The organism is Alistipes sp. cv1 (genome assembly GCF_900240235.1).
GTDB classification, from domain to species: domain Bacteria; phylum Bacteroidota; class Bacteroidia; order Bacteroidales; family Rikenellaceae; genus Alistipes_A; species Alistipes_A hominis.
The window spans coordinates 126,042-151,605 of record NZ_OEPW01000005.1 but is presented as its reverse complement, the minus strand read 5'-3'; the positions used below and the strand labels follow the sequence as shown (position 1 = coordinate 151,605).

Here is a 25,564-nt window from a genome sequence, read left to right as displayed (position 1 = left end):
CGATGCGAACCGGCAATTCGAACGGTTACGGACTCTCCTTTAAACTTCGTTTCTGATGCCGAAATCCCTGACCGCCTTACTGATCCTGACGCTCCTCCCGTTGTTCGCCAAGACCCAGGCGGATCCCAGGGAGCAGCTCAACATCGTCGGTTCTCCGACCGTTTACGACTCGGTCGTCGCAAGTTGGCGGACGGACAATATCAACGAGACGTTCGGGGACTACCTGCGGGACTACATCGAACTCGATACCACGCGCTACCTGCCCGCGGTGTCGACCGTTACCGACAACGTTTGCCGGACGCGGCTCAAAAACATGGTTTCGCCGATCTACCTGCCTTATAACGACATCGTTAAGAAACATATTGTGGCTTACGCGACGACCCATAAATCGGTGACCCGCCGGATGCTCAGCTACGGAAAGTACTACTTCCCGATGATCGAGCACGAACTGGCCAAAAACGGCCTGCCGCTGGAGCTGAAATTCGTTGCGGTGATCGAATCGGCGCTGAATCCGACGGCCACGTCGCCGAGCGGAGCGGTCGGCCTGTGGCAGTTCATGCTGCAAACCGGTCGGCAGTACGGACTCGAGATATCTTCGATGGTCGACGCCCGGCGCGATCCGGTGCAGGCGACGGCCGCCGCCTGTCGCTATATGAAGGATCTTTACGATATCTACCACGACTGGACGCTCGTGATGGCTTCCTATAATTACGGCCCCGGCAATGTGAATAAGGCGTTGCAGCGGGCCGGGGCCAACGCTTCGACTTACTGGGACATTTATCCTTTCCTGCCGAAAGCGACTCGCGACTATGTTCCCGCGTTCGTAGCGCTCGCCTATCTGTACTATTATCATTCCGATTACGGGGTCGTCCCGTTCGCTTCGCCGCTGCCGTTGGCAACCGATACGGTGATGGTCAGCCGCCGGATCGACTTGAACCGCGTTTCGGAAAAATTGAACTTGCCGTCCGAATTGGTGAAGTTGCTGAATCCGCAGTATAAGCAGGATGTCATTCCGGCTACCGTGAAAAGTTATCCGCTGGTGCTGCCGCAGCAGGAGGTCTGTCGTTTTATCGAGTGCGAGCAGGCGCGTCTTGCGCAGGCCGACACGTTGCCGGCCGATACCGTTTCGGACGGACGACTGACAGCGTCCGCCGCTTCATCGCAACAGGGCGGTTCGAACGGAGACGGTTATTCCGGCCCCGATCCGTTGACCTATAAGGTCAAAAAAGGCGATACGCTCGGAGCCATCGCGCATAAATATAAGGTGACGGTTTCTCAATTGATGAAGTGGAATCAATTGAAAAACAGTAATCTGAAAATCGGACAAACCCTGAAAATCATTCGCTGACGATGATCGAGAACGATACGATAGCCGCCGTTGCCTCCGGGGTCGGGGGAGCCGTTACGCTGATCCGCGTCAGCGGCGGCGGAGCCATTGCCGCCGGCGACCGGATCTTCCGCGGGGTACGCGGCCGGCGGCTGGCCGATGCCCGGGGGTTTACGATCCTTTACGGGACGATCCGCGACGGCGAAACGGTTGTCGACGAAGTGCTGGTTTCGGTATTCCGCGCTCCGCACTCCTATACCGGCGAGGATATGATCGAAGTTTCGTGCCATGCGTCAGCGTATATTCAGCGCGAAGTCATGCGGTTGCTGGTCGAGTCCGGAGTACGGACGGCCCAACCCGGCGAATTTACGCTGCGGGCATTCCTGGCCGGTAAAATGGACCTTTCGCAGGCCGAGGCGGTGGCCGATATGATCGCGGCCGACAACCGGGCAGCCCATGCGCTGGCTTACGAGCAGATGCGCGGCGGTTATTCGGACGAGTTCGGGCAATTGCGCGGTCGGTTGCTCGAACTGGTGTCGCTGGTCGAACTCGAACTCGACTTCGGCGAGGAAGATGTCGAATTCGCCGATCGCACGCAGTTGCTCGACGTGCTGTCGTCTGTCGGGCAGCGGGTGGATCGCCTGATCGCTTCGTTCGGGCTCGGCAACGTATTGAAAAACGGAGTGCCCGTTGCAATCGTCGGGGTTCCGAATGTCGGGAAGTCGACCCTGCTGAATACATTGCTTTGCGAAGAAAAAGCGTTGGTTTCGGATATCGCCGGCACGACGCGCGACGTGATCGAGGATACGCTGAACATCGACGGCGTGACGTTCCGGTTTATCGATACGGCCGGGATTCGCCGTACGGACGATCCGCTCGAGAGTCTGGGGATCGAACGTACGTTCGACCGGATCGGCCGGGCGTCGGTAATTCTGTTGCTGACCGACGCGCGCGACAGCGTGGACGATATCTATGCGCAGTACGCTTCGCTCTCTTTCAAGGCGGGGCAGCGTATCGCACTGATTTTGAATAAGTGCGACTGTCTGCCGGACGAAGAGCTACGGCAGAAAAGGGAACGACTCTCGTCGAAAATCCCGCATCTTGTCCTTCCCCTGTCGGCCAAGCGGCAAATCAACCTGGACGAGCTGACCGATTTTTTGAAACGGAGCGTCGATTCCGAGACCCTAAACGGCGACCGGATCGTGGTTTTCAACAGCCGGCACCATGAAATCCTGCTCCGCGCGCGCGAAGCGTTGCAACGAGCTCGTGAAGGCATCGAATCCGGACTCGCCGGAGACCTGCTGGCGCAAGACATCAGAGAAGTTTTACATTGTATAGGCTTGATTACCGGTGAAATAACGACGGACGATATCCTCGGGTCGATTTTTTCTAAGTTTTGCATCGGTAAATAACCGTGTGTAATTAATTGATTATCAATATATTACATAATAAACAATGAAAAATAAAAGAAGGGACAATCCAACTTAGATAATATTGATAATCAACACATTAAACACACAGGAATAATAAAGTATTGTATCAATTTTTCATGATTTTGTCCCCCGTTTGTTCCCTGAACGGATACAAGAGACAAAATTCTGTCCCTCATGCAATTTAACGGTGGTAAATAGACAAATTTTATCAGTACCTCTTAAACTTATCCAAATTACAGATAATATCCAAATAGAACTGAATTGTTTTTCAGCCAAAATATATTCTGATAATCAAGCGATTGGTATATCTGAATATAACAACAGAAATCATCGCCAATGAGATTTCATATAATACATTTGATAAATATTCCAAACCATTATTGCGAAGTATTCGAATAATAGTACATTGAACATCCTCTTAAGTCTCACAGCGATTGTTATAGGGTAATTTGATGAATTCAATAAAAAATATTTGGAGTATTGCGAGATTATTCTGTACATTTGCACCACTTTTGAAAATTTATGATGCTGCAAAATAGAATGAACATATTATCCCAAACGACAATTCGAGGCAAAAAATGCTTCGGAGTTCGGTCGTATGTTCTTCATGTTTGGAGCATTGAAACGTCTGCAAATTTCATAAATACTTTCCAGCGAACACATATAGGAGATAAGATGCGATAGATGCTCGTATCTTGATCTTAGAATAAACAACAGAATAGTTGGAGAGTCCTTACCGAACTTTCCAACTATTTTGTTTTATGCCCATTGGTGACTGTTTGCTCCGTGCAATTCCTCTCCCGTCATTTCCGTCCAATGAGCGCAAGAACAACCAATTTTAATTAACCGCACAGCGATGTGCACAAAAGAGAGCAAAATGAATTACATGTTTGACGGAAGCAAGGTGTATTTACATCGGACACACACTTTTATCATTCGAATATCATTGGCTTTTGCAAAAGGCCATTCAAAAATGTAGAAGATATGAATGAAACGCTGATCGAAAACTGGAACCGGGTAGTTAGTCAAGATGATATCGTGTTCCATCTGGGGGATTTTTGCTTGGGAGGATCCCATGAATGTACCAAGATTCTTAACAGACTGAATGGAAAAATCTATCTCATTCTAGGTAATCATGATCTAAAAAATATCAGGCAAGGGTACGCCAGCAGATTTGAATTGACAATCATGCAAATGCACATAGAGGTCGACAAGCAGAAAATCTACCTGAACCATTGTCCGTTCCTTTGCTATGGAGGTGCTTACGGGAATACGTGGCAACTGTTCGGGCACGTGCATACGAGCAAATATAACACGGGAAAAGACGCTTCACGGCTGGATATGATTTTCCCGACGCAATATGATGTGGGAGTGGATAATAATGACTTTACTCCGGTCTCATTCGCGCAGGTAAAAAGGATAATCCAAAAGCAGGTTGAACAATCGAATAAAAAACAGTAATATGAAAATACAATACATGAGCGATCTGCATTTTGAGTTTCGGGAGAACAGCAGATACATAAAACATAACGAATTCCCGGTAACGGGCGATATACTCGTATTGGCCGGAGATATTTTCTATCTGAAGGACAAAGTCTCCCCTTTATCAAGATTCTGGAAATGGGCATCGGAGAACTACCGACAAGTACTCATTATTCCCGGCAATCACGAGTATTACAATTATTGCGATGTGATGGGACGGGGGTTACAATGGCGATGGATGTTCAAAGAGAATGTCGGTTATTATCAAAATCAAGTATTGAGAATAGACGATACCGATTTCATAATGAGCACACTCTGGTCGCACATCGAACCTGCAGACGAATATTTCGTTTGGAAAGGACTTAACGATTTCCGTCAGACCATGTATAAAGGGAAACTGCTCCAAACGGAAGCATATAATCAGATGCATGACTTCTGTTTAGGTCATATCAAAAAAAGTCTTGCCGAAAGTACGGCAAAACACACAGTGGTCGTAACTCACCACCTGCCTACTTTGCAGGTTGTTGCTCCTCAGCATAAAGATTCCGTATTGAACAGTGCCTTTGCCAGTGAATACGGAGACCTGATCGGTAACAGCCGGATCGATGCATGGATTTACGGACATTCGCATACCAATATCGACACAGAAATCGGGAGTACAAAAGTGATTTGCAACCAGATGGGATATGTATTTGAAAACGAGCATATAATCAACGGATTTGATCCGGGGAAATTTTTAACCATTTGAAAAGAAAGAACATATGGAACAGAATAAGAAGACAAACTTTACCAGGCATTTTTTCATAGACTTGGCAAAGGAATGCGGTTTGAATGCTGCGGTATTCGAACAACTTGGAAGCAGGCGCGATACAGAGATCGTGGTTGATAACGATACATTGGAGATGTTAGTTAAACTTCAGGAGCAATTTGCCCGACTGGAAGAGATGGGTAACGATGAATACAGGGGATTTTATATCGAATTGCCTCGCCCTACTCCGGAAGAATGGAGAGATTGCGAAGCATTGATTGCAGACGGTGAATATGACAGTGAAGAAGAATTTATTAGAGATTGGGAACTTTCAAATCCCAGAGAAACGGTATGGTACCATGTCGGCTCCGCCAGATACAAAGAAAAGCGTACCATACAATTCACGGATAGGAAACACTCGTATTTTACTATTGCGAATTATTCCCGATATGGAGACAGGATAGGTGATCGTTTCTACCCCGAATGGCAAAGGGATTTCTTGGCAGAGTTGGCCTTATATTTTCATAAGCTAATCGATGCTATCATATAAGATCCGGAGAGGTTCAATGATTATGTGGCGAAGCATCTTCTTTACCAGCAGCGAGACGGAAGAATTGCGAGAAAGGAGTTCAACAGAATCGAATCGAGATTTAAAATTGAGGTCGAAGACGAGACGACGGTAATAAAAGCACTGGAAGATTCCGTCTGCAAGAATTTCGGACAGCCGTTAGATACAATGACGATACGTTCGTATTGCAAATACTATCGAATCGCTCATGAAGCCTATGACCGGTATTTTGAAAGGTTTGATACTACACGAAAGATACGTACCCTTCCGAATGGAGTACCATTGGAATTACAAGATGTCGCATATTACAACATGGTTACATTCTGTGATTTGCAGGATAAATACGATCTCGACAGTGAGACGGATTTCAACAAATTCGCCTCGAACCATTATGGGGAACTGGGGTTGTCGCGGCTGAACATACTCGCTTCGAATTTTGACAGTCCCGGATGGAGAATCATTGTTTCCAACAGCTACTCGGCGTATGCGGATGTTGCGGTAGAAGTCGCCACTGCGCTTTACAAGTCTGGCATTCCTTTGGAAATACACGACGCTGGCAAACTTTTGCGAATACTCAAGGAGGAGGATCATGTGAAATTGATTCCGTACACATTCCACGATTACATGGGCCATCATGAAGAAGGGACCGTTTATCAACTTCCATGGGAGTACGAATGTATGGATAGCGAGGAGAATGTTTTATCATTGGAACAATACCATGAAATCATCTCCCTGGCAGAATGGGGAAAAATTAAAGAAATAAGAATCAACAAGAAACGGAATAAAAGACAATTGAGTTGAGTTACGATGTTAAAAATTCAAAATATCGGCACTATTTTGAATTAGTGCCGATATTTGGTTTTATTTGTCCCCGGAAACAGCTATAATATGAATAACGAAACAGTGACATCCATACTAAATTGCTGATACCCATCATAATTTCAGTATAGAGGACTTGTTTGCCCTTCTGCAAAAAAATTGGCATAAACAGGTCTTCCTTGTCATGGTATCTGTTCAAGCTAGTGAATGAAAATAGGCTGGTTAGAACCGGGCGTGGAATGTACGCCGAAGTAATGAAACAGACCTTTGCCCCCAAACCAGTAAAGGAAGTAAAGGAAATTTATGAACTATTACATGCCAATTTCCCATTTGCGAAATTCTGCGTCTACCAAGGAGAGATTATCGCACCTTTGCAACATCATCTTTCATCTAACCGCATCATCTATGCGGAAACGAACAGAGACTCGACAGAAACCGTTTTCAATTTTCTGAAAGGCAAGCAGCGTAATGCTTATCTGCGTCCTGATAAGAAAATGATATACCGATATGTGGATTTGGATAGCCGTGTCTTTTTTGTGAAAATCTTATCTCCGAGGCTCCTTTGCAAAAGGTATCTGGAGTTCCCATGCCCACGCTGGAAAAACTATTGGTGGATATATTAAGGTAAGCTAAAAAGAATCTATTTAATACCTCATGTCGCTATCCATTAATTCTTAGCCTTGGACAATACCCAACAAATGAAAAAGAAATTCGCCTGTTTTTATCTTTTTATCGCATAATATTTTATATCTTCGTAAATAAAAACGGTACAGTATATAATGAACAAACCCATGAACCGAATCAAAGAAGTGCTTGAAGAGAAAGGCATAAAACAGACTTGGTTGGCAGAGAAGCTTGGAAAAAGTTTTTGTATTGTCAATTCATACGTCTGCAATCGCCGACAGCCAAGTTTAGAGGTGCTGTTTGAGATAGCCCAAATACTTCAAATTGATCCCAAAGAATTAATAAAAAGTACAAAATAGTATATATGGAACTCCAGATTAACGGCAACAAAATATTTGCTCCTCTGAAAAATAAAGAGTTGGTTCTAACTCCCGAAGAGAGAGTTCGTCAGGAATACATCTGCCGGCTTGTTAATGTCTATGACTACTCGCTTGATCAAATGGCTCAGGAAGTTCAAGTGAGTAATTCTCATCGTGGGCTGGGTAAAGCTCGAGCCGATATTGTAATATGGAAGTCTTCATCAGATAAGAAGGATGACGCTTCTGCTATAATCGTTATAGAGTGCAAAGCCGAGCATATTACAATTCAAGAAGAGGATTATTATCAGGGATATAACTATGCATCTTGGGCTGGAGCGGATTTCTTTGTTACCACCAACCTGAAGGAGACTCGTATATTCAAGGTCGTTAAAGGAAAAATTCCAAAACGGCTTGAAGAGATTGTTGATATCCCCAAAGCCGAAGATCTGACCAATGCAAAAAAGATCAGGGAATTATTAAGTCAGACCAAAGCGTTTACGCGCGATGAATTCAGTAGGCTGCTTTTTAAATGCCATAATATCATACGAAACAACGACAAGTTGTCGCCGGAAGCAGCGTTTGATGAAATCAGCAAGGTCCTCTTCATTAAAATCCGATATGAACGAGATAATACCGGTACTCAGATTTTTTCAAAAGAGGAATTTACGAAACTACGAGAAGCCTACGACAAGACAAAGTCCAAACAAAGTCTGCCTTTTTATCAGCAATTATTCGAGCGTACAAAGGAGGACTATGCAAAAGATGGTCTATTCGAATCCAATGATACGATAAAGATTAAAGAGGCAAGTTTTGAGGCAATAGTTAAAGAACTCGAAGTGTACAATCTCTCCCGTACGGCAGATGATGTGAAAGGTATTGCCTTCGAGAAATTCTTAGGGAAAACCTTTCGCGGAGAGCTGGGCCAATTCTTTACGCCTCGCACCATTGTCGATTTCATGGTAGCATTACTTGACCCTGAGGAAGGTGAAATCATCTGCGACCCCTGTTGTGGTAGCGGAGGGTTCTTAATCAAGACCTTCGAGTATGTGCGCGAGAAAATTGAAAAAGACATACAAAAAGTTAAAGAGCAGATCAAAGCCCAGCTTTTCAATGAAAGCTATGAGACTCTGAGCGAAAAACAGAAATCAGCTATTGATGAACAGGTCAATGCCTATTTTGCTGCCCTTAACAAGGAACTTGATACCGGTAATTCAAACAGCCGTTTACAGAATCTATCCAGCAACTGTATCTATGGTACGGACGCCAATCCACGCATGGCACGAACCGCAAAGATGAATATGATTATGCATGGAGATGGACACGGAGGCGTTTATCACCACGACGGATTGTTAAATGTCAATGGTGTTTTTGAAAATCGTTTCGATGTGATTCTCACCAATCCGCCATTTGGTTCTCGCGTAGAAAAATCGCTGGAAATAACAGAAACTGATGTGGAAACCGATGTGCAGAAGATTGCCGCATACGAGAAGAAATATGGTAAAGAGGTATATCAACAGGCCAGGAGCCAGATCAATGACCACATAGGGGATTCTGTACTGGATTTATATACGGTTGGCAAACTTAGCGGGCTGACCGAAGTATTATTTATCGAACGTTGTATCCGCTTGCTTAAGCCGGGTGGACGTTTGGGCATTGTCTTGCCGGAAGGAGTTCTCAATAACACTAATTTGCAAGCTGTACGCGAACTTTTCGAGGAAATGGCCAAAATAATTTTAATCACCTCTATCCCGCAAGACGTATTCATGGCCTCTGGGGCTACGGTAAAACCCAGCTTACTATTCTTCAAAAAGTTTACGACCGAAGAGCGGGCCCAGTTCGATGCAATTAAACAGGCGGCGACCGAAGAGGTAGGCTCCAAGTATCAATCGCAACTTGATAAGATTGATTCATTCCTGGCGGAACGGGGTAATTCTGCAGAGGAAAAGAAAGCAAAGAGGGCTGAAAGGCGTGCGTTAGAGACGAAAATTGCAGCCGAAATATGGGCGATCGTTAAAGAAAAATTTGATTATACTATCCCCATCGCCCAAGTAGAAAAAGCAGGCATTACGACAACCGGTGCCGAATGCGAGAATCAATTAATCGATTTGCTCGAAGAGTTTACGCCTTATCGCAAGAAGCATCATATGTGGGCCTCAAATGAGTTGAAATTTCACTATGAGATAGTCGATAATAAAGTCGTTCGAACCGATCAAGATGGCAATACGAAGGAGTTATGTTAAAGAGTAAAAGCACATACAAGTATTTGGATTTTGTAAAGTTATCGCAACTTTACAACTGGAGTGTGCAGTATCTGAATGACTCCAAAATCCGATTCACCACCAAATACCCGCTGGTTCAGATTAAAGAGTTCCTGACCCGTAATAAAACAGCTATTGAAATACAGGACGATGTATATTACAAGCGTGCCACCATTAAGGTACGCAACGGTGGAATCTTTCTGCGAGATACAGTTATAGGGAGTAAAATTGGCACAAAAAATCAATTCGTGATTTCCAAGGGACAATTCCTGTTGTCCAAGATAGATGCTCGTAACGGTGCATTTGGCGTTGTCCCAGAGGAGTTAGATGGAGGAATCATAACAGGTAATTTCTGGACTTTTGATGTAGATTATTCAAAAGTAAACCCACATTATTTAGCATTACTCACGACAACGAATGAGTTTATTGAATTCTGCGAACAAGCAAGTAATGGTACGACCAATCGCCACTATTTGCAGGAACCTCTGTTTTTAGATATAAAGGTTCCTCTTCCCTCACTAGCAGAACAAAATAAGTTGGTGGAGGAGTATAATGCTATAATTGAAGAAGGGAATAAAATAGACATCCAAATTGAATCAATTCGACAAAAAATACAATCGTATTTATTAAATGCCATCGGCATAAAAGATAGTAATAACCTTGAGAATAATAAGACTGCAGAATGTCAATGTAAATACCTGAAATTCACAAATTTATCCGATATAAACAGATGGGATTATTGGAACCAGGAGCAGTCAATAACAACCTTGCTCCATACTACAAAATACCCCATAGTTACGCTTGGATCTTATAATCTAATACATAGAAAATGGGTGCGAGACTCTAATACTTTCAGATATGTGGAAATAGGAAGTGTCGAACCCTTGCGTGGTATTGTCAATGCAGAAGAGCTTAGTACGGATAAAGCGCCAAGCAGAGCTACTCAAATTATAAAAGAAGGAGATCTGATTATCGGTACGACGCGACCATACTTGAAGAAATTTGCAATAGTTCCTTCTGAATATGATAGTTGTGTTTGTTCGTCAGGTTTTCAGGTAATCGCAGCTAACAAGAATTACAATCTGAATTTCCTGTATGAGTATTTGCATACATATTTGGCAATAAATCAATTTGAATTTTATATGACCGGAGCCCTATATCCGGCGATAACAAACAAAGATTTAAAAAAAGTATTAGTACCATTCCCTCCTTTAGAAATTCAGAATGATATAGTACAGTATATTCAGGTTCTGAAAGAAAAGGTACAATCACTAATACAGCAGGCTAGTATAGCCCACACAACCGCAAAAAAAAGATTTGAGACCCAAATATTTAAATAATATGACACGTGACGAATTGAATAATATTGCAAATCAGGTTCAAAAAACGAAACGGCCTGTGCCAATAACTAAACGCGAATTAATTAATTCTCTCGGATGTGAAAAACGCACTACAGGAAATATTGCATACATTAATTCATGGCTTGATAAATATAATTTAGTCACAGTCCCCAATTATGCTGATGGATATATAGACGATGTTACAGAATTGAAGTTTAAATATTCCATTAAACCAGATAGGTTCCAATTATATTCTCTTAATATAGGAGAATATAAAAACCTACATCAATTATGTATTGATTTTAAATCAACTGACAAATACTGCTGCCTAATCGGGTTAAATGGGTCCGGAAAAAGTAATGTTTTAGAGGTCATAAGTGCCATTTTTTATAGTCTGTACCATATTGCCACCTTGGTAGATGGGCTCAGAAAATACCCATGTCCATTTAAATATCGAATTAGCTATATCAATGATAATGAATTTTATGAGATCATTGATGGTAGATTAAAAAATGGGAATAAAGTAACATTAGATATTTTACCCAAAAATATCCTTGCTTCATATAGTGGGGAAGATACAAGGTTATGGAAAACATATTATAAGCCTATATATGAAAAGTATTGCAGCAAAATGACTGCTACCCAGGGATTTATTCCTCCATTTATGTTTTATATAAGTCGGCATGAATGGGATATTTCTCTATTAACACTGCTGTATTCTGAGGATATTGACGTTGTTAAGTTTGTTGCAGGAATAACAAAAGGTGCTGAATGCAAAATATCTTTTGAGTATAATAATACCAATATAAAGAAGTGGGACGGAACAGAAATCGAAGGTTTTATAGAAAAATTAAAAGAAAAGTCTACTTATAATATCGAATCGTTTAGGGCGACAATAAATGAAATTAATTTTATTGATCAGCCTAGTACTCTATTTTACTGTCTATATAAATGCCGAACAGAAAGTGATAATCAAATTATACAAAGAATAAACATTGAATTTATAAATAAGGGAAACATTGAAGGTCTCAGCGAAGGAGAAAAAAAGTTAATCAATGCTAATACCATAATTCATATTCTTTCTGCTCCTAATAGTTTGTGTCTTTTTGATGAGCCTGATTCACACATTCATATTGCAAGAAAAGATGAATTAAAAGAATTGATTAATACAGAGAACCGCTATAGTATAGTTACAACCCACTCTCCCGTATTTGTGAATTGTCTTTGCGATGAAAATATTCGGTATTTGAAAGATGGCAAGATTGAAGATCTGGAGAGGAGCAAAAAATTATCACTTTTATCTGGCGGAGGCATTTCCATTTTTGAAGGTTCTTTAATATTAGGGACAAAAAAAATTCTAGTTGTCGAAGGCCCCTATGATAAAAAATACCTTGAAAAGGCTATTTCAATTTTTGCAAAAAGAAATTCTAAATATAAAGCTCTTAAACAAATTGCTATTATCCCAGCCGGAAGCGCAGGAAACGCAAAAACAATGTATGATGATGTTTTATCTAAACAAGTTGACGGATTAGAACTAATAGCTTTCCTATTCGATTATGATAAAGGAGGATTGGAGGGGTGGAAAAATATTGGCAATATAAAATCTGAGAAAGTAATTCCCATATTTTATCAGGACAATTATGCAAAAGAATACGAAACCAGTATAAAAAATATAGCAGATAAAGATTCGTATATGGTCGAAGATTTATTTTCACCGGAATCATATAAAGAAAAAGTCGAATATATTCATAAAAAGAATACACATAAAGAGTTCCGGTGCAATGACCAAGGTAAAACGACGGAAGCAATAAAAAAGCATATTGAGAACCATTACTCTCAATTTAAAGACGAATGGTTTGATGGATTCAAACCTGTATTGGATCAATTAATTAGTATTTTTAAATTATAGCCATGGGCAAAACAGTAACTACATATTTGATTGACGGAGATCCAAAGGGGACGCAGTATGCATTTATCAGCAACAAGATTTGTCAGATGTTTGTGATTCCGCGTTCGAACCTGGCCTATCTGAACGAGCAGGAGAAACTGCACAAGCCGGCATTTTATATCCTGATTGGAGAAGATGAGACGACAAAACCGCAAGCCTATATCGGAGAGACCGAGAATTTTAAGGAACGGGTAAAAGACCACGACAGCAAAAAAGCATTTTGGCAAAAAGCACTTGTCTTTGTCTCGAAAGACGAAGATATGACCAAAGCCGACGTGCAATATCTGGAATATCGTGCGATTGCTGAGGCCAAGCGGTCGAACTCGTTCGTGCTAAACGAAAACAAACAGGTTCCCAAAGCGCCGAATCTTCCCGAGCATCAGCGGGATGCTATGGATGAATTTTTTGACGACATTAAGTTCCTTGCGTTATTCATTGGTTGTGGCATCTTTGAAATATCTCAGCCCAAGGAAGAACATCTGTTCTATACAAAGGCCAGAGGCTGTAATGCAAAAGGATTTTATAATTCCGCAGGGTTTACAGTATTAAAGGGCAGCATCGTAGCCAATAATTGTGTCCCCTCTTTTACATGGAAAGCAAAGAGGGAAAGAATGGTCGAAGAATATGCGACTTTGAATAACGGCATTTGGACGATGGACTCGGACAAGACCTTCTCCAGTCCCAGTACCGCCGCCGATTTCTGCACAGGTCGGCCATCCAATGGATGGAACGAATGGAAAGATAAGGATGGGAATACATTGGATTTGGTATATAGAAAGCAGTTGGAATAAAATAATTACCTTCTTGTAGGATGAGCAATCTACTATATATTTATTGATTAACTTTACAAAAAGCATATTTTATTTATCATACTGATAACACATTGGTCATCATCAAGAGTATAGACATTGTGTGCCTCTCTTGTGGTTTTATCCCAATGCCACCATTCATGCAAATCTGCTGATTTTGTTGCAGACATAATAAATGAATTGAGAACAATCTGCTTATCACCTGCTGTCGGTGCTAACTGCTTTTCCAAATCCTTGATTGTTTTGTAAAATTCAATCTTAGGGTCATCAGGCATAATACGAAGCAAACCTTTCGGGTCGACAAATGTGATATATTGCTTTTCAGGTGTGTCTATCCATAAGATATAATCAGGATAGAAATTACCTGCAACAAAGAATCCCATACCCACCTTACTTTTATTTCTTAGAAGATAAAGAGATTTGTTTTCAAGTACATCACCATTATTCTCTGTAAATTCCTTCAGATAATCAACAAACAGCTTTTCATCTTCATTCAAACTGACAGGGGTAATCTGTATATTGGTATTTCCCTTTTTCAAGCACACCAATGGCGCATACAAGTGAGAACGGAAATCGAACAGACACAGATTTTTGTTGAAGTCAAACTTCTTTTCGTATTCGTTCAATCCATTATTATCTGTAAGAATAGATTTTATATCTTCAATGAATTTATCCAATTCTTCACCAGTGGTATCTAAGCTATTTTGTGGTGTAACGGTGAAGGTATATTCATCTACAAAATTATTGTCAGTAGCCGAGATTTCTTGGAATTCAAGCAATGGTGCTTCCCATCTTTCTTGCTCGAATTTGCAGAATTTGTCCATATAAGACTTTAATGCCATAATCGCATAATCTGTGGCATACTCAATTTTGCGAATTGAATCTATTTCAAGTTGCTTTTCTGGAATAATTAGTTCATACCAACCATCTGTTTCAAGAATAGGTTTCAGCTTGTTTCTATCAATGCTGATATTGAAATAAGACTTCTCATTCTTGTATTGCTGAATCTCATCAAAAATGCGATAATAATCAAGCAAGGCAAGTGTTGACGCTGGAATCGTGAATCTTGTATCAATCATCTGAATATTCATTTTTAATGAGCCTGATGATTCAATGGATTGAATCTTGCTTCGGCAATCTAGTACCGACTTGTTACGAACAAGGTATCGCATGAAGTCTTCTTTGGGTACATCGAGCACCATACGTCGTGCTTGCTTCTTGAAATTCTTCCCGTCCTTTACTTTTATGACACGGAGTTTCTTTGTCTTCACTTCATCATAACGGTTGACTACCGGCAGAGTCACTTCGATAATATCATCATTGGTTGGAGCGCCTTCCTGTTCAAGGAATTTCTTGAAATCCTCCATATATTGCGCCTTCACACCGAAAATGGTAAGTGTTTCTACGCAATTCATATATCGCAAAGGCTTTACTGAGGTATCGTCAAGGCATGTAGACCTTTTTAGCATTCCTTTATATCCTTTCAAACGAACACCACGACCAAACAACTGAATTGCCTGCGAACCTTCACCTTTGGCAAAATTTATCAATCCCATTGTAGACACACGCCAGCTGTTCCATCCTTCGGTAAACTTTCGTGAACCGATAAGTATTCTAACCTTTGATTCTTTATCGTTGATGCTACTGAATAATGAAGTAGAAACGAATTCTTCGCTTCTGCTTACTATTCCCTTTGCTTCACAAGCCTTAATAAGATTAGCTGTATCTCCAATGTTTATCACACCAAAATAATCACCATATTCGCCAATCTTCATTGCAATTTCGCCTTGCACTTGCTTTATGGCTTCAATGTGCAATCGTGGAGCATCGGCAACAGTGTCGGTATTGAATATCAGATGAAGCATATCTTCATATAGCACTTGCGCTGATGGTAATTGGCCATACACATCTATTAGCGCATTGAAATCGTGTGAAAATAGATCACGTCCATATTTATCGGCAAGACCTGTTTCTTCTGACTTCACTTGCTCTATACAACGGATGCTTTCTTGTTTGTTACGAACAAATCTGTCGATAAAACATAACACTTCCTGAACATCACTTAACTCATCTTTTGATGTTGATGCCGTTACACGGTTTCCAACAAACACTAATAATGGATTCTCTATATTGAAAGGAATCAGTTCGGTTCGTTTTTCAATAGAATACTTCACTTGTTGGAAGAAGGAAAGCAAACAACCTATCAAATACAAATGACGGTGATTATCATCAATACCTGCTCTGAGGTTATAGATACGATAATCTTTTCCATAGCCATCGCCATAGAAATATTTGTATGAGTAGTCCATTATTATAGACTTGCCATATTCCGCTACCATCTGCCTGTCTTCCTTTTTTGAAGATGTGGCATTCAGTGCTTGTTTAAATGTAGCTGAGTACTCAAAGGCAAAACCTTCTTCGCTTAAGCGTGTACGATAGTCGTACCAAACACCGTCTGTTGAAGACATGCCACGATGGGCTTCATCCACAAGAACAAGGTTATTGCGTTCAAAGCTGTCTACCGATACGGTTTTCACTTTGCCTTCTTCCTTGAGTTTGTTCATATCAATGATGGCAACACCTTCATTTTGTCCGCTAAACATACCGCCACCATCTTTGTTGAAGATAGTGGCTTTAATTCCAGAAAGAGTAAGTTCATTTAAATGTTGTTTACTCATTCCTTCATTTGGCGAAAGCACAATAATTTTATTGATAGCGATACTGCCGTTTATTCGTTTTGCTCGCTTCAAATAGAATATAAATTGCTTTATGTTGATGTGCATTAAAAGTGTCTTACCACTACCTGTAGCACACATATACGCTAACTTGTTCATTGAGCTAATGGTATATGGTTCCATCGCAAGAGCACCCAATGTTCTTGCGTTTTCGCTATCAATGAATTCGTTAAGCGACTTGCAGAAGGCTGATCTGTCTGCAAAGTAGTTGTCGAGATACATCTCAGTGAATAACAGGGAGATGTATTGAAAATACTTCAGGCTGATTCCACCACGGTTTTCTCCAATTTCTTTTGTATATCGACAGATTCTCTCATCGTATTCTCGCAACTTGTCTGTTGTGATACTACAATGTTTCATCTTTGCTATCTGTGCTATGTAGTGATGAAAATGAGTATTGCCATTTTCATCCAATCCTTCATATTCAATGCTGTTGAGCTTGTTACCCAAACTTTTCAGTTCGGTAGTGCCTATCTCACCAAGAAAGTAACGGAATAAAACCAAATAGGTTTCAAAGCTGACTGATGGTGAACTTTTCTTTTTTGCCATATTTCGTTATTCCTCCCACATTCGTTTATTGAATTCTGTTTCGATAAGCACCACTTTCCATTGCTCATCGTCAAGACGCAGATTCTCAAGGTTGTTATCCCCATTGATATATATTACATCAAACTCACGGTCGGCAGGATTGATGCGATATTTCGAAAAATAGGCATCCAGTGCAGCATTGCTCGTTAGAATATTATCTTGATTAATGTTACGCCATATAATCAGAGCTTTACGACCATCTGGTAATGTTCCTTCTATCTGACGAAAGCTATATATGCCATTTTGGTCTTTTTGCAAATCAACTGCACCCTCATATGGAGGATTAACAGCTTCTTTGGTTGAGAAGTAGGAGATTGAAGATTGACTATGAACAGAAAGACCAATAAGGTAATTGAAGGTTTCAACGACATCAACTTGTCTTTCTTTGCATTCATTCTTCTCTGTAATCTTCATATTATACTCAAATGGAGTGATGAAAGCCTCAAGGTTAAGCAAGCTGCCTTTTGATTCCATATCAAGCATATAGCCTATTAGATATTCACCTCCTAAGTTGGATCCGAAGAATGAGCCTTTCTCTTCAAGAGTAATGTTTGAAAGTGCATCTTCGTAACTTTCAAGACGCATATATTTCATTATTTGGGAAATGCCTTTGTTATGCTCTGTTGGTTTACCACTATCCCATTCAGAAGAATAAATTGCTTTCTTTACTCTTGTTTTGGTAACTAATTCAAAGTATTCACCCATTTCAACAAGGATATACTTTCTGTTTCCATTAGTCTTTCGGTTTAAGTCAATTACAGCATGTCCTGTGGTTCCTGAACCTGCAAAATAATCAAGAACAATAGCTTGTTTATCGTCAAATGTGCCTGCTTCTATTGCTTCTTCTACTGTATAAAGTGACTTTGGAAATGGAAATCTACCAGAGTCTCCAAACATTTTTGTTAATAAGTTAGTACCATTAACAACAGCACTAAACTTTGAATCTACCCACAGGCTTGGTAATAAATCTCTATTCTCATCATCAAAATAACGTCTTTTAATTACGTTGTTATCAGAACAAAATAGCATATCGTTTTTCCAATACTCGTTAGCAGATTCATATCCTAAACTCCAACATCTTTCTGCTCCGTCTGCTCCTAATGGGTATACACGTAGATAACCTTCATTTGTATTTGAGGTTAGGTAGTCTTCGTTTATTAATGGAGGTTTTTCAAAACCTTTAATAGTGTGAGTTGTTGGGTCAACTAATACTGCGTAGAAACTATTAGGTCTGCCATATCGAAAATTATTATCACCAGTACCACTTCGACAGAACCCTCTTACTCTTTCTCCTGCATTTTTAGCTTTTCCTCGCAATATATCACTATTCTTTTTTACTGCAAATAAGTTGTATTCATGGGTTTTACTTACATTACTTCTGCCTGTTCCAGAACCAGGATAATGATTAACAATGACTTGAAATATATTATAATTAGGAAGAGTAAATTCCAAAACTTTGTATAAATTGTGAAGCTCAGTATCATCTATAGCTATAGAATAATATCCAATCGTATCAACCAATAATGATTTTCCTTCAAATAATCTGTTCTGCATTAATGATAACCAAGATGAATCTCTATATCCATTTTTATATAATATTGGTGTAGCATCAGTATTATATGGAGGGTCTATATATATGGTTTGAATTCTATTGGAGTATTGATTTTTTATTAATCTTAGAGCTTGAAAATTCTCGCTGTTAATCATCAACCCATTAGTTTTCTCATCTATATCATCTATAGACGCAATTAGACGATCTCGGAATGTGGTTGAAAAATTCTTTGTATCAACAATCAAGTTCTGATTCTCCTTCAAAAAATCTATGCTTGGAGGATTTGTAAATGCTGTTGTATGTAGATCTCCTTTGATTTCATCAATAGCATACATATCAATCCATTCTTGAATCTGCGGCTTGTTATCTGCTATCTCTTGATAGAACGATTCATCAATATGGTCGAGGGTGATACACCAATTTGTTTCCACCACAAACTTCTTCTTCAGCCAAAGTTTGCGCTGGAAATTCTCTATCTGCGCCAAGAATGTGATTATCTCCTTACCGATACGTTTTACCGCACGCACCTTTGCAAGATAACTTTCTGCACGTACTTCGTCATCTGTGTCAAGGTCATCGAGATGCATTACTTCGTTCTTGATAAAGAAGTCAAGTTCACGTGTGAGAAATCCACCTAAATCCTTATGAATGAAATAATCGAATGTGTTCTTTGCTACATATCCGTTAAGATGTTTCTGAATCAAAGTTACAGGTTTCTTTGGGTCTGTTGATGTTTGGTACATCAATGGCATCATCAATTCAGGTACACCAATAATATATTCACGAATTTTTGCATAGTTATCATCAACATAGTTCTTCTTTTTGTCTGCAGGTATGTCAAAAATAAAGCGAATGATTAGTTCCTTCGATTCAGCATTCCATTCGAATGTCTTCAATTCAGGCCGCTCATCATTTTCTGTATACAGCATGAACGCACGTTTAGAATCGTCAGTTTCCTTATTATTGTTCTGCTCGATTGTAGCATCAACCAAGCGAAAATGAACATTTATCCCTTCCTTTGTAACAAACGAATAATCCTTGAAGTTTTCAGCAGTCTTGATGTAATACTGGTCTTGGTTAGCCCAATACAGTTTTACTTCTTCACCTTCATAAGGAATGGCATAGACACCTTCTTTATAACGACGTTTAGAGATAAAATCTCCTTCGTCGTAGTAACGATTAAAGAATGAATATAGTGCAGAATAGACGTCGCTTTCGAGTGCTGACATATCTGAACCTTGAGATAATTGTTTCTGCAAAGCAATATATTCTTGCTTTTTGGGAGTATTGTCTTGAAGAGCATCAATAGTCATACCCATTGATTCAACATCCGACTCTATCTTAGCCAACTTTTGCTTGATTTCATCAGTCTTTTCATTTGCAAATGGGGCGAGAATCTCTTGTATTTTCTTGGGTAGACGATTCTCGAAGTAATCAACAATCTCACGTTGACGAATATTGATGATTCTGTAAATACCGAAATCAAGGTCAGACTTATCTAACTCAAATATAGTTTTCAATAATGCGACGAAGCGCTTCTGATATTCATTCATTATGTTATTTATTAATTAGTTAGTACTCCAACGAACAATAAATAGATTGTCTGATGAAGTTGTTTGAATCATTTTTCTCTCAAGTTCAGCAACGAGCTCTTTTCTACGAACAGATATTTCATCTTCCCTATTTTCAAGTTCATTACGCTTTCTACGCTTCTGACGGCGCAAGTCCTCTGCTTTAGCTTCAAAGCTGATACGTTCTTCTATATTTTCAGCTTGGCGAGCAAGTCTTTCTGTCTCACGTATATTACGTTTTACCATATCAAGTTCTTGCTCAATACCATCAATAACATCACGTTCCCAACGATAGATTCTGTCTTCTTCCTCTTTGAAGAATGAAAGATTTCTGTTATCCACATTCTTTGTTGTTGTTACGATGTGCTGTTTTGAATTAGCATCCAGTCGAGAAACAATGGTATCGGGTATTTCGATATTCATCTTTTCAGTTCCACCGCAGAGGAATAGTTTTTCGGCTTCTTCTTGTGTCAAAAACTTGCCATCCTCAGTGAATGCAGTAAACAAGCAATATTGTTCGTCTTCAAATGATGAAATTTGAAGCTTTGATAAAACCAAATAGCCTGATTGGCATCTAAGATATTCAGGCAGTACTACGTTTATACCAGTGTCTTTATTGTTGAATACGATTTCACTGTTGCAGTTGTCTGTATCTAAAACCATAGCTTTGCCGAGGACATATTGAGCTAAAGGGTGAGAAAGTCGATACGGAGCACCATCTCGCAGTTGTGAGAGTAAATCATATTTACCGCACGCGCAATTCGCAACCGACTTTTTGAGAACGAAAGAATGTTGTTTATCATCGAATTTAGCTTTGCCATCAAGCACATACTTTGTTAATTCCCAAAGAATATGTTCATATCTATTTAAGAAAGTACTTGCTTCATCTTTTGCTACACGAAGATGTTCTTGCACGTCAATATCAAAGTTTTCCAAAATTTGATGGCGAGTATCTTTCATGCGTTCGTCTATCTCAACCTGCATATCAGTTTGAAGACGATCGAATGCTTCATTGATTTCTTCTTCAGTTCTACATTGCTGATAGATTTCCCAAATGCGAGTTTCAAAGTCGATAGCGTCTGCCTTACCGAGAATTTCATCAGAAGCGCCGAATATATCATCAAAAAGGTTGAATTTCTCGTTAAGGATATTGAATACACGCACATCTGCGTAATTCCTGATATTTACGAAGTTGACAACAACAACATCATGTTTTTGACCATAACGGTGGCAACGACCAATGCGCTGTTCAATTCTCTGAGGATTCCACGGTAAATCGTAGTTTACAACAAGAGAACAGAACTGAAGATTAAGACCTTCGCCAGCAGCCTCTGTTGCAATCATAATATCTGCCGATTCTCTAAAATAATCTACTAATGCCATTCTTCGGTCAGCAGATTTGATGCCACTAACTTTTGAAGGATTAGCTTCGCGCCAGTTTTTATATATTTGTGTTGTTTTAGAGTCAGAACCACGACCATTGAACAATACGATTTTACCTTCGTAGCCATTCGCTTCAAGATATTCTTTCAGATATGCCTGTGTCTTTGTAGATTCAGTAAATATCAATGCCTTTCGTGAAGCACCTTCTTTGGCTTGCATCTCAAATGATTTATCCAATGCTTGAAGAAGAGCTTCTGATTTGGAATCTTGCTTTATCTGTTTGGCTTTGTTGATAAATGATTGTAATAGCTCAATCTCAGCCTTTAGTTTATCAATGTCAATCGCATCCTCTTCCTCGGCTGATATATCTTCGTTATCATCAACATACAAATCTATTTCTTCATCATCGTCTATCAAATCCTCTGCTGTAAATAAGAGCATAGATGCCGTTTCGAGCATCTTTTCAAGACGTGATTTTATATTGGTCAATGTACTTATAAGAGCAAAAGTTGAAGAAGCCAATATCTTACGGATTATCATTGTAGTCAACTTCTTCTGCTGTGCAGGAACTGAGTAGATATCGTTTCTTCTGAGAAAATCAGAAATAGCTCGATATAACTCATATTCAGCATCAGTTGAGTCGAACTTCTGTGTCAGTGGTAATCTATTTGTATAATTGATATATTCTTTTACATCACGTCTCAATGTACGTTTATACATCGTAGACAATCGTGCACGAAGGTCGGTATTATTTTCTCCAGAACCGTATTCACTTCTAAATGATTTCTCGCTACCAAAAATATGATCATCAATTATGCTTGTCAAACCATAAAGCTCCAGTAATGAGTTTTGGAAGGGTGTAGCTGTAAGCAACAACTTCTTTGTTGTTGTGAGAGCATCACGAACTGCATGAGATGTTTTGCTTGATTGGCGATAAACATTTCTCAGTTTGTGAGCTTCATCAATGATTGATATATCGAAACCATGCATCAATATTTCATCCTTTTTACGAGCCACAAAATTATAGGAACAAATAATTGCCTTATTCTTTGAATATGGAGATCTGCCGTTCTTGATGGCTTCATTGTAGTTCTTGGTGTCAAGGATAATATTGTCAATACCAAATTTATCTATCAATTCTGTACTCCATTGTTTTCTTAATGCAGCAGGACAAACAATTATAATCTTTCGTTTGCCTATAGCCCAATATTGGCAAATGACCAAACCTGCCTCGATAGTCTTTCCTAAACCGACTTCATCAGCTAAAACGATACCTTTGGATAGTGGTGATTTGAATGCAAAGAGTGCTGCATCAATCTGATGTGGATTGATGTCAACAGACGCACTCATTAGTGATTGCGAGATTGAAGATAGTTCACCGCCCACAGCTTTTTGTGTAAGCAAGTTTGCGTAATACTTCGCGTGATATTTAGTTATCATACTAATAAAAAACTTCGTCACAAAACGCTTTAACAGATTTAGTCAGACGTAGATATGAAAGAGTATCCTTTTGATTCATCGCCTTCGACTACGTTATAGTTGAATGATAAATATTTTGCTCTTAGTTGACCTATTTATTAGGTGAATATGTTTGCGAAAATACACATTCGAACTTGAAAATACCATTATTTGTACCGTTTTCTTCTAAAAATCTACGGAATAGTTGGTAATGTGGAAAATTCACTCTCATCTGTCCCTTCCGTTCATTTTAAGATAATTACTGATTTACCTGGAGTTCTACATTCCTAAATTAGCCCACATTTCTGAGTTTTTTGGTTCGTACTGTAACCCAAATTAGTGGACATGTGCTTTTTTTGAAAAACCGGCCAATCGATTACAATTGAACCGATCGTCGAGTATGCCGGTAACGATGCCGTGTACTTCTGGCGAATTGATGGGAAGACAGTGGGCCGCGATAAAACATATACTTACGAAGCCGGGAATGATTCTTTCACATTCTATATTGACTTTTCGATTACGACAGATTACGGCTCGGACGAATTGGAGATACAGGTGGATATAGTGTCTTTGCTTTCCCCAAAAATTTTACTGGCGGTTCCGGAAGAAGGGTATATTGTTCCTGTAGGCGTCGATCTGGAACTCAAACCCGAGGTAATCAATTCCGAAAACACCGAATATACGTGGACGGTGTACGGAGAGAAAAAAAGTGATCAAAAAGATTTCATATTCAACTCGTCGAAAATCGGTATGTATGAAGTGGTGCTTATTGCTAAAAATGCTGACGGTGAAGGGGTGTTAAAATTCAATGTCAAGGTCTGCACTTCGGAAGAGATGCCGTTCGAATGGATGTGGGAAACAGAAACATTCAACTTAACGATTGGACGTACGGCTTTTATACGCTCTTATTGGATTAAGAATGCTTTCGATGCCACCTATTCATGGCAGGTAGACGGCAGTGATGAGATTGTGCAAACCGGGCATGAGTGCCTGTTTGCCTACAAACCAGAAACACAGGGGACACATCCGGTAACTGTTACGATGAAAAACCAGTATATCGAGCGAAAAAAGACGTTTACGGTTAATGTTTATCCTCCGGTTCAGCCCAGGCCGATTACCGCTACCAGTAAGGCTACGGCGGATCATGGTTATTTTTTCCTTCTGGCGCCAGCCCAACACGTCAATCGCGGTAATAGTGAAACCGTAATCCCTTTTGCGAACCAAGCGGCGGTCAATGCTTTCATCTACGACCATCCCGGTTCAACCGAATTCGGAGCGTCACTCGGTGCTTGGGGCGGATATCTGATGGTCGGATTCGATCATAGCGTCGAAAATAGCGGCGCATACGACCTGGCGATTAAAGGGAATCAGTTTCCGGGTTGGTCTGAGCCCGGTATCGTATGGGTGATGCAGGATGAAAATGGCGATGGAGAGCCAAACGACACTTGGTGCGAACTTAAGGGAAGTCTTTACGAGGCGGAAGGATATGTCCGGGATTACGCTGTAACCTACTGTAAAGGAAGAATCTACGAGCCGATTATATGGTAAGATAATTTAGGCAATACCGGTAAAGTAGACTACATTCACAGTCATTATCCGCCTACGTTATATCCGCGTTGGATCGATACCGAAAGTTATACGTTGGTCGGCTTTCGCCTGCCATCGGCTACAGAGCAGTCATCTACTTCAGGATACTGGGAGAGCAGGGATTTAGGCTGGGGGTATGTTGATAATTACAGCCTGATCGATATGTTTGTCAACGATGGGAATCCAAATGCAGGCTGGGTTGCTAGTCGCCTGAGAATAAGCGATGCCGTTACCTGCGACGGAAAACCGATTCGTCTTGATTTTATCGATTTTGTCAAGATACAGACTGGCGTCAACGCTACGGCCGGAGGCTAGGGCGAAATTTCGACCGAAGTCGGTGCCGTCCAAGATCATAATATGATAAAAAATCAATAATCATACGGTTGTTCCCATCTTATTAAAGCTTATAAAATCTACGGGTTTTATAAGCTTTTTGCATTTATGACTATATAGTGTTCTTTCACTTGCGACAGATGTCTTCCAGATAGTGTTTGACCCGGATGTATTCGCAGGATTTGGCGATAACGTAGCCGCCGTTTTCCGACCATTCGAACGGGGAGAGATGCTTTCCGGCGAGTATGTTTGCCGTCTACGCTGATTTTAAAATACCCATTTTCAAACAGCGTTTTTAGTTGTGACTAATTTATTGTTGTCCTTTCAGGTGGGCCGCTGGCGTTTTTTGTTATTGGTTGCTTTTCATTGTATTACAAGGGAGTGTTTGTATCGGATTAGTCATATATCTTCTTTCAAAAGGCATCTACCTGTTTTTTATCTCGTAGGTTTCATATTTCCCGTCGAACATGCTTTGTTCCAATGGCTCCAGTTTTCTTTTTTCTGCTCAGCTTCGTTAAAGCCCAACGAACCATCCGGATTCTGATGTAAAGAGTATGGGGGCGGAACATTGCTCCCGGTCTCGAAGACCAATGCAAGCTCGGATTTATTCCATACTCTGATGTCTTAGCTATTCAAATTTAT

14 protein-coding genes and 3 pseudogenes are annotated in these 25,564 nt (G+C 40.3%); 14 read left to right on the top strand and 3 right to left on the bottom strand.

Annotated elements, in window-relative coordinates:
• Window positions 1-55 precede the first annotated feature (55 nt).
• The 12 genes and pseudogenes from C1A08_RS09235 to C1A08_RS09185 all read left to right on the top strand — a co-directional run bounded on the left by C1A08_RS09235 (window position 56) and on the right by C1A08_RS09185 (window position 13,697).
• On the top strand, window positions 56-1,348 hold the full coding sequence (locus C1A08_RS09235) for a lytic transglycosylase domain-containing protein (RefSeq protein WP_101572903.1): 1,293 nt from the start codon (window positions 56-58) through the stop codon (window positions 1,346-1,348).
• Window positions 1,349-1,350: 2 nt separating this feature from the next.
• Window positions 1,351-2,739, top strand: a complete 1,389-nt coding sequence (mnmE, locus tag C1A08_RS09230; protein ID WP_101572900.1) for a tRNA uridine-5-carboxymethylaminomethyl(34) synthesis GTPase MnmE — start codon at window positions 1,351-1,353, stop codon at window positions 2,737-2,739.
• Window positions 2,740-3,637: 898 nt separating this feature from the next.
• Window positions 3,638-4,221 (top strand): annotated as a pseudogene (locus tag C1A08_RS09225) (metallophosphoesterase).
• Window position 4,222: 1 nt separating this feature from the next.
• Window positions 4,223-4,990, top strand: a complete 768-nt coding sequence (locus tag C1A08_RS09220; RefSeq protein ID WP_101572899.1) for a metallophosphoesterase — start codon at window positions 4,223-4,225, stop codon at window positions 4,988-4,990.
• A 13-nt stretch (window positions 4,991-5,003) separates the two neighbouring features.
• Complete coding sequence (locus tag C1A08_RS13415; RefSeq protein ID WP_257937093.1) at window positions 5,004-5,540, top strand: hypothetical protein; 537 nt, start codon at window positions 5,004-5,006, stop codon at window positions 5,538-5,540.
• Window positions 5,541-5,840: 300 nt separating this feature from the next.
• Window positions 5,841-6,359, top strand: coding sequence for a hypothetical protein (locus tag C1A08_RS13410; protein ID WP_257937092.1), 519 nt, complete (start codon window positions 5,841-5,843; stop codon window positions 6,357-6,359).
• Window positions 6,360-6,616: 257 nt separating this feature from the next.
• Window positions 6,617-7,005 (top strand): annotated as a pseudogene (locus tag C1A08_RS09210) (DUF6577 family protein).
• A 151-nt stretch (window positions 7,006-7,156) separates the two neighbouring features.
• Window positions 7,157-7,360: a helix-turn-helix domain-containing protein gene (locus tag C1A08_RS09205; RefSeq protein ID WP_101572897.1), complete on the top strand. Its 204-nt coding sequence runs from the start codon at window positions 7,157-7,159 to the stop codon at window positions 7,358-7,360.
• A 5-nt stretch (window positions 7,361-7,365) separates the two neighbouring features.
• Window positions 7,366-9,600 (top strand): N-6 DNA methylase, encoded by a 2,235-nt coding sequence (locus tag C1A08_RS09200; protein ID WP_101572894.1) that lies wholly within the window; start codon window positions 7,366-7,368, stop codon window positions 9,598-9,600.
• Window positions 9,594-10,958, top strand: a complete 1,365-nt coding sequence (locus C1A08_RS09195) for a restriction endonuclease subunit S (RefSeq protein ID WP_101572892.1) — start codon at window positions 9,594-9,596, stop codon at window positions 10,956-10,958. Before C1A08_RS09200 ends, C1A08_RS09195 begins: the two co-directional genes overlap by 7 nt.
• A gap of 1 nt (window position 10,959) precedes the next feature.
• A complete protein-coding gene (locus C1A08_RS09190; protein ID WP_101572889.1) occupies window positions 10,960-12,867 on the top strand; it encodes an ATP-dependent nuclease in 1,908 nt (635 codons plus the stop codon).
• A gap of 2 nt (window positions 12,868-12,869) precedes the next feature.
• Window positions 12,870-13,697 carry a GIY-YIG nuclease family protein gene (locus tag C1A08_RS09185; RefSeq protein ID WP_101572887.1) on the top strand — a complete coding sequence of 276 codons (828 nt, stop codon included), beginning with the start codon at window positions 12,870-12,872 and terminating at the stop codon, window positions 13,695-13,697.
• 53 nt (window positions 13,698-13,750) lie between these two features.
• Here the strand turns inward: C1A08_RS09185 and C1A08_RS09180 are convergent, their stop codons facing one another.
• Genes C1A08_RS09180 through C1A08_RS09170 form a run of 3 tightly spaced genes read right to left on the bottom strand, consistent with a single transcriptional unit; the run spans window position 13,751 to window position 23,005 of the window.
• On the bottom strand, window positions 13,751-16,999 hold the full coding sequence (locus tag C1A08_RS09180) for a DEAD/DEAH box helicase family protein (RefSeq protein ID WP_101572885.1): 3,249 nt from the start codon (window positions 16,997-16,999) through the stop codon (window positions 13,751-13,753).
• Between the two features lie 6 nt (window positions 17,000-17,005).
• On the bottom strand, window positions 17,006-20,143 hold the full coding sequence (locus C1A08_RS09175) for a DNA methyltransferase (protein WP_101572883.1): 3,138 nt from the start codon (window positions 20,141-20,143) through the stop codon (window positions 17,006-17,008).
• A 15-nt stretch (window positions 20,144-20,158) separates the two neighbouring features.
• Complete coding sequence (locus C1A08_RS09170) at window positions 20,159-23,005, bottom strand: SNF2-related protein (protein ID WP_228385789.1); 2,847 nt, start codon at window positions 23,003-23,005, stop codon at window positions 20,159-20,161.
• 369 nt (window positions 23,006-23,374) lie between these two features.
• On the opposite strand from C1A08_RS09170, the pseudogene C1A08_RS13495 reads away from it, so the two are divergent.
• Together C1A08_RS13495 and C1A08_RS09165 are read left to right on the top strand one after the other, a co-directional pair.
• A pseudogene (locus tag C1A08_RS13495) lies at window positions 23,375-23,470 on the top strand (PKD-like domain-containing protein); the annotation flags it as partial.
• The gene (locus C1A08_RS09165) at window positions 23,450-24,550 is read left to right on the top strand and encodes a PKD-like domain-containing protein (protein ID WP_153498242.1); all 1,101 of its coding nucleotides are present in this window, start codon (window positions 23,450-23,452) and stop codon (window positions 24,548-24,550) included. The pseudogene C1A08_RS13495 and the gene C1A08_RS09165, both read left to right, overlap by 21 nt.
• Window positions 24,551-25,564 lie beyond the last annotated feature (1,014 nt).

Coding starts and splice junctions, on each gene's coding strand:
- C1A08_RS09185 (WP_101572887.1), top strand. CDS start 12,870: ATGGGCAAAACAGTAACTACATATTTGATTGACGGAGATCCAAAGGGG.
- C1A08_RS09190 (WP_101572889.1), top strand. CDS start 10,960: ATGACACGTGACGAATTGAATAATATTGCAAATCAGGTTCAAAAAACG.
- C1A08_RS09235 (WP_101572903.1), top strand. CDS start 56: ATGCCGAAATCCCTGACCGCCTTACTGATCCTGACGCTCCTCCCGTTG.
- C1A08_RS09200 (WP_101572894.1), top strand. CDS start 7,366: ATGGAACTCCAGATTAACGGCAACAAAATATTTGCTCCTCTGAAAAAT.
- C1A08_RS13415 (WP_257937093.1), top strand. CDS start 5,004: ATGGAACAGAATAAGAAGACAAACTTTACCAGGCATTTTTTCATAGAC.
- C1A08_RS09195 (WP_101572892.1), top strand. CDS start 9,594: ATGTTAAAGAGTAAAAGCACATACAAGTATTTGGATTTTGTAAAGTTA.
- mnmE (WP_101572900.1), top strand. CDS start 1,351: ATGATCGAGAACGATACGATAGCCGCCGTTGCCTCCGGGGTCGGGGGA.
- C1A08_RS09205 (WP_101572897.1), top strand. CDS start 7,157: ATGAACAAACCCATGAACCGAATCAAAGAAGTGCTTGAAGAGAAAGGC.
- C1A08_RS09175 (WP_101572883.1), bottom strand. CDS start 20,143: ATGAATGAATATCAGAAGCGCTTCGTCGCATTATTGAAAACTATATTT.
- C1A08_RS09220 (WP_101572899.1), top strand. CDS start 4,223: ATGAAAATACAATACATGAGCGATCTGCATTTTGAGTTTCGGGAGAAC.
- C1A08_RS09180 (WP_101572885.1), bottom strand. CDS start 16,999: ATGGCAAAAAAGAAAAGTTCACCATCAGTCAGCTTTGAAACCTATTTG.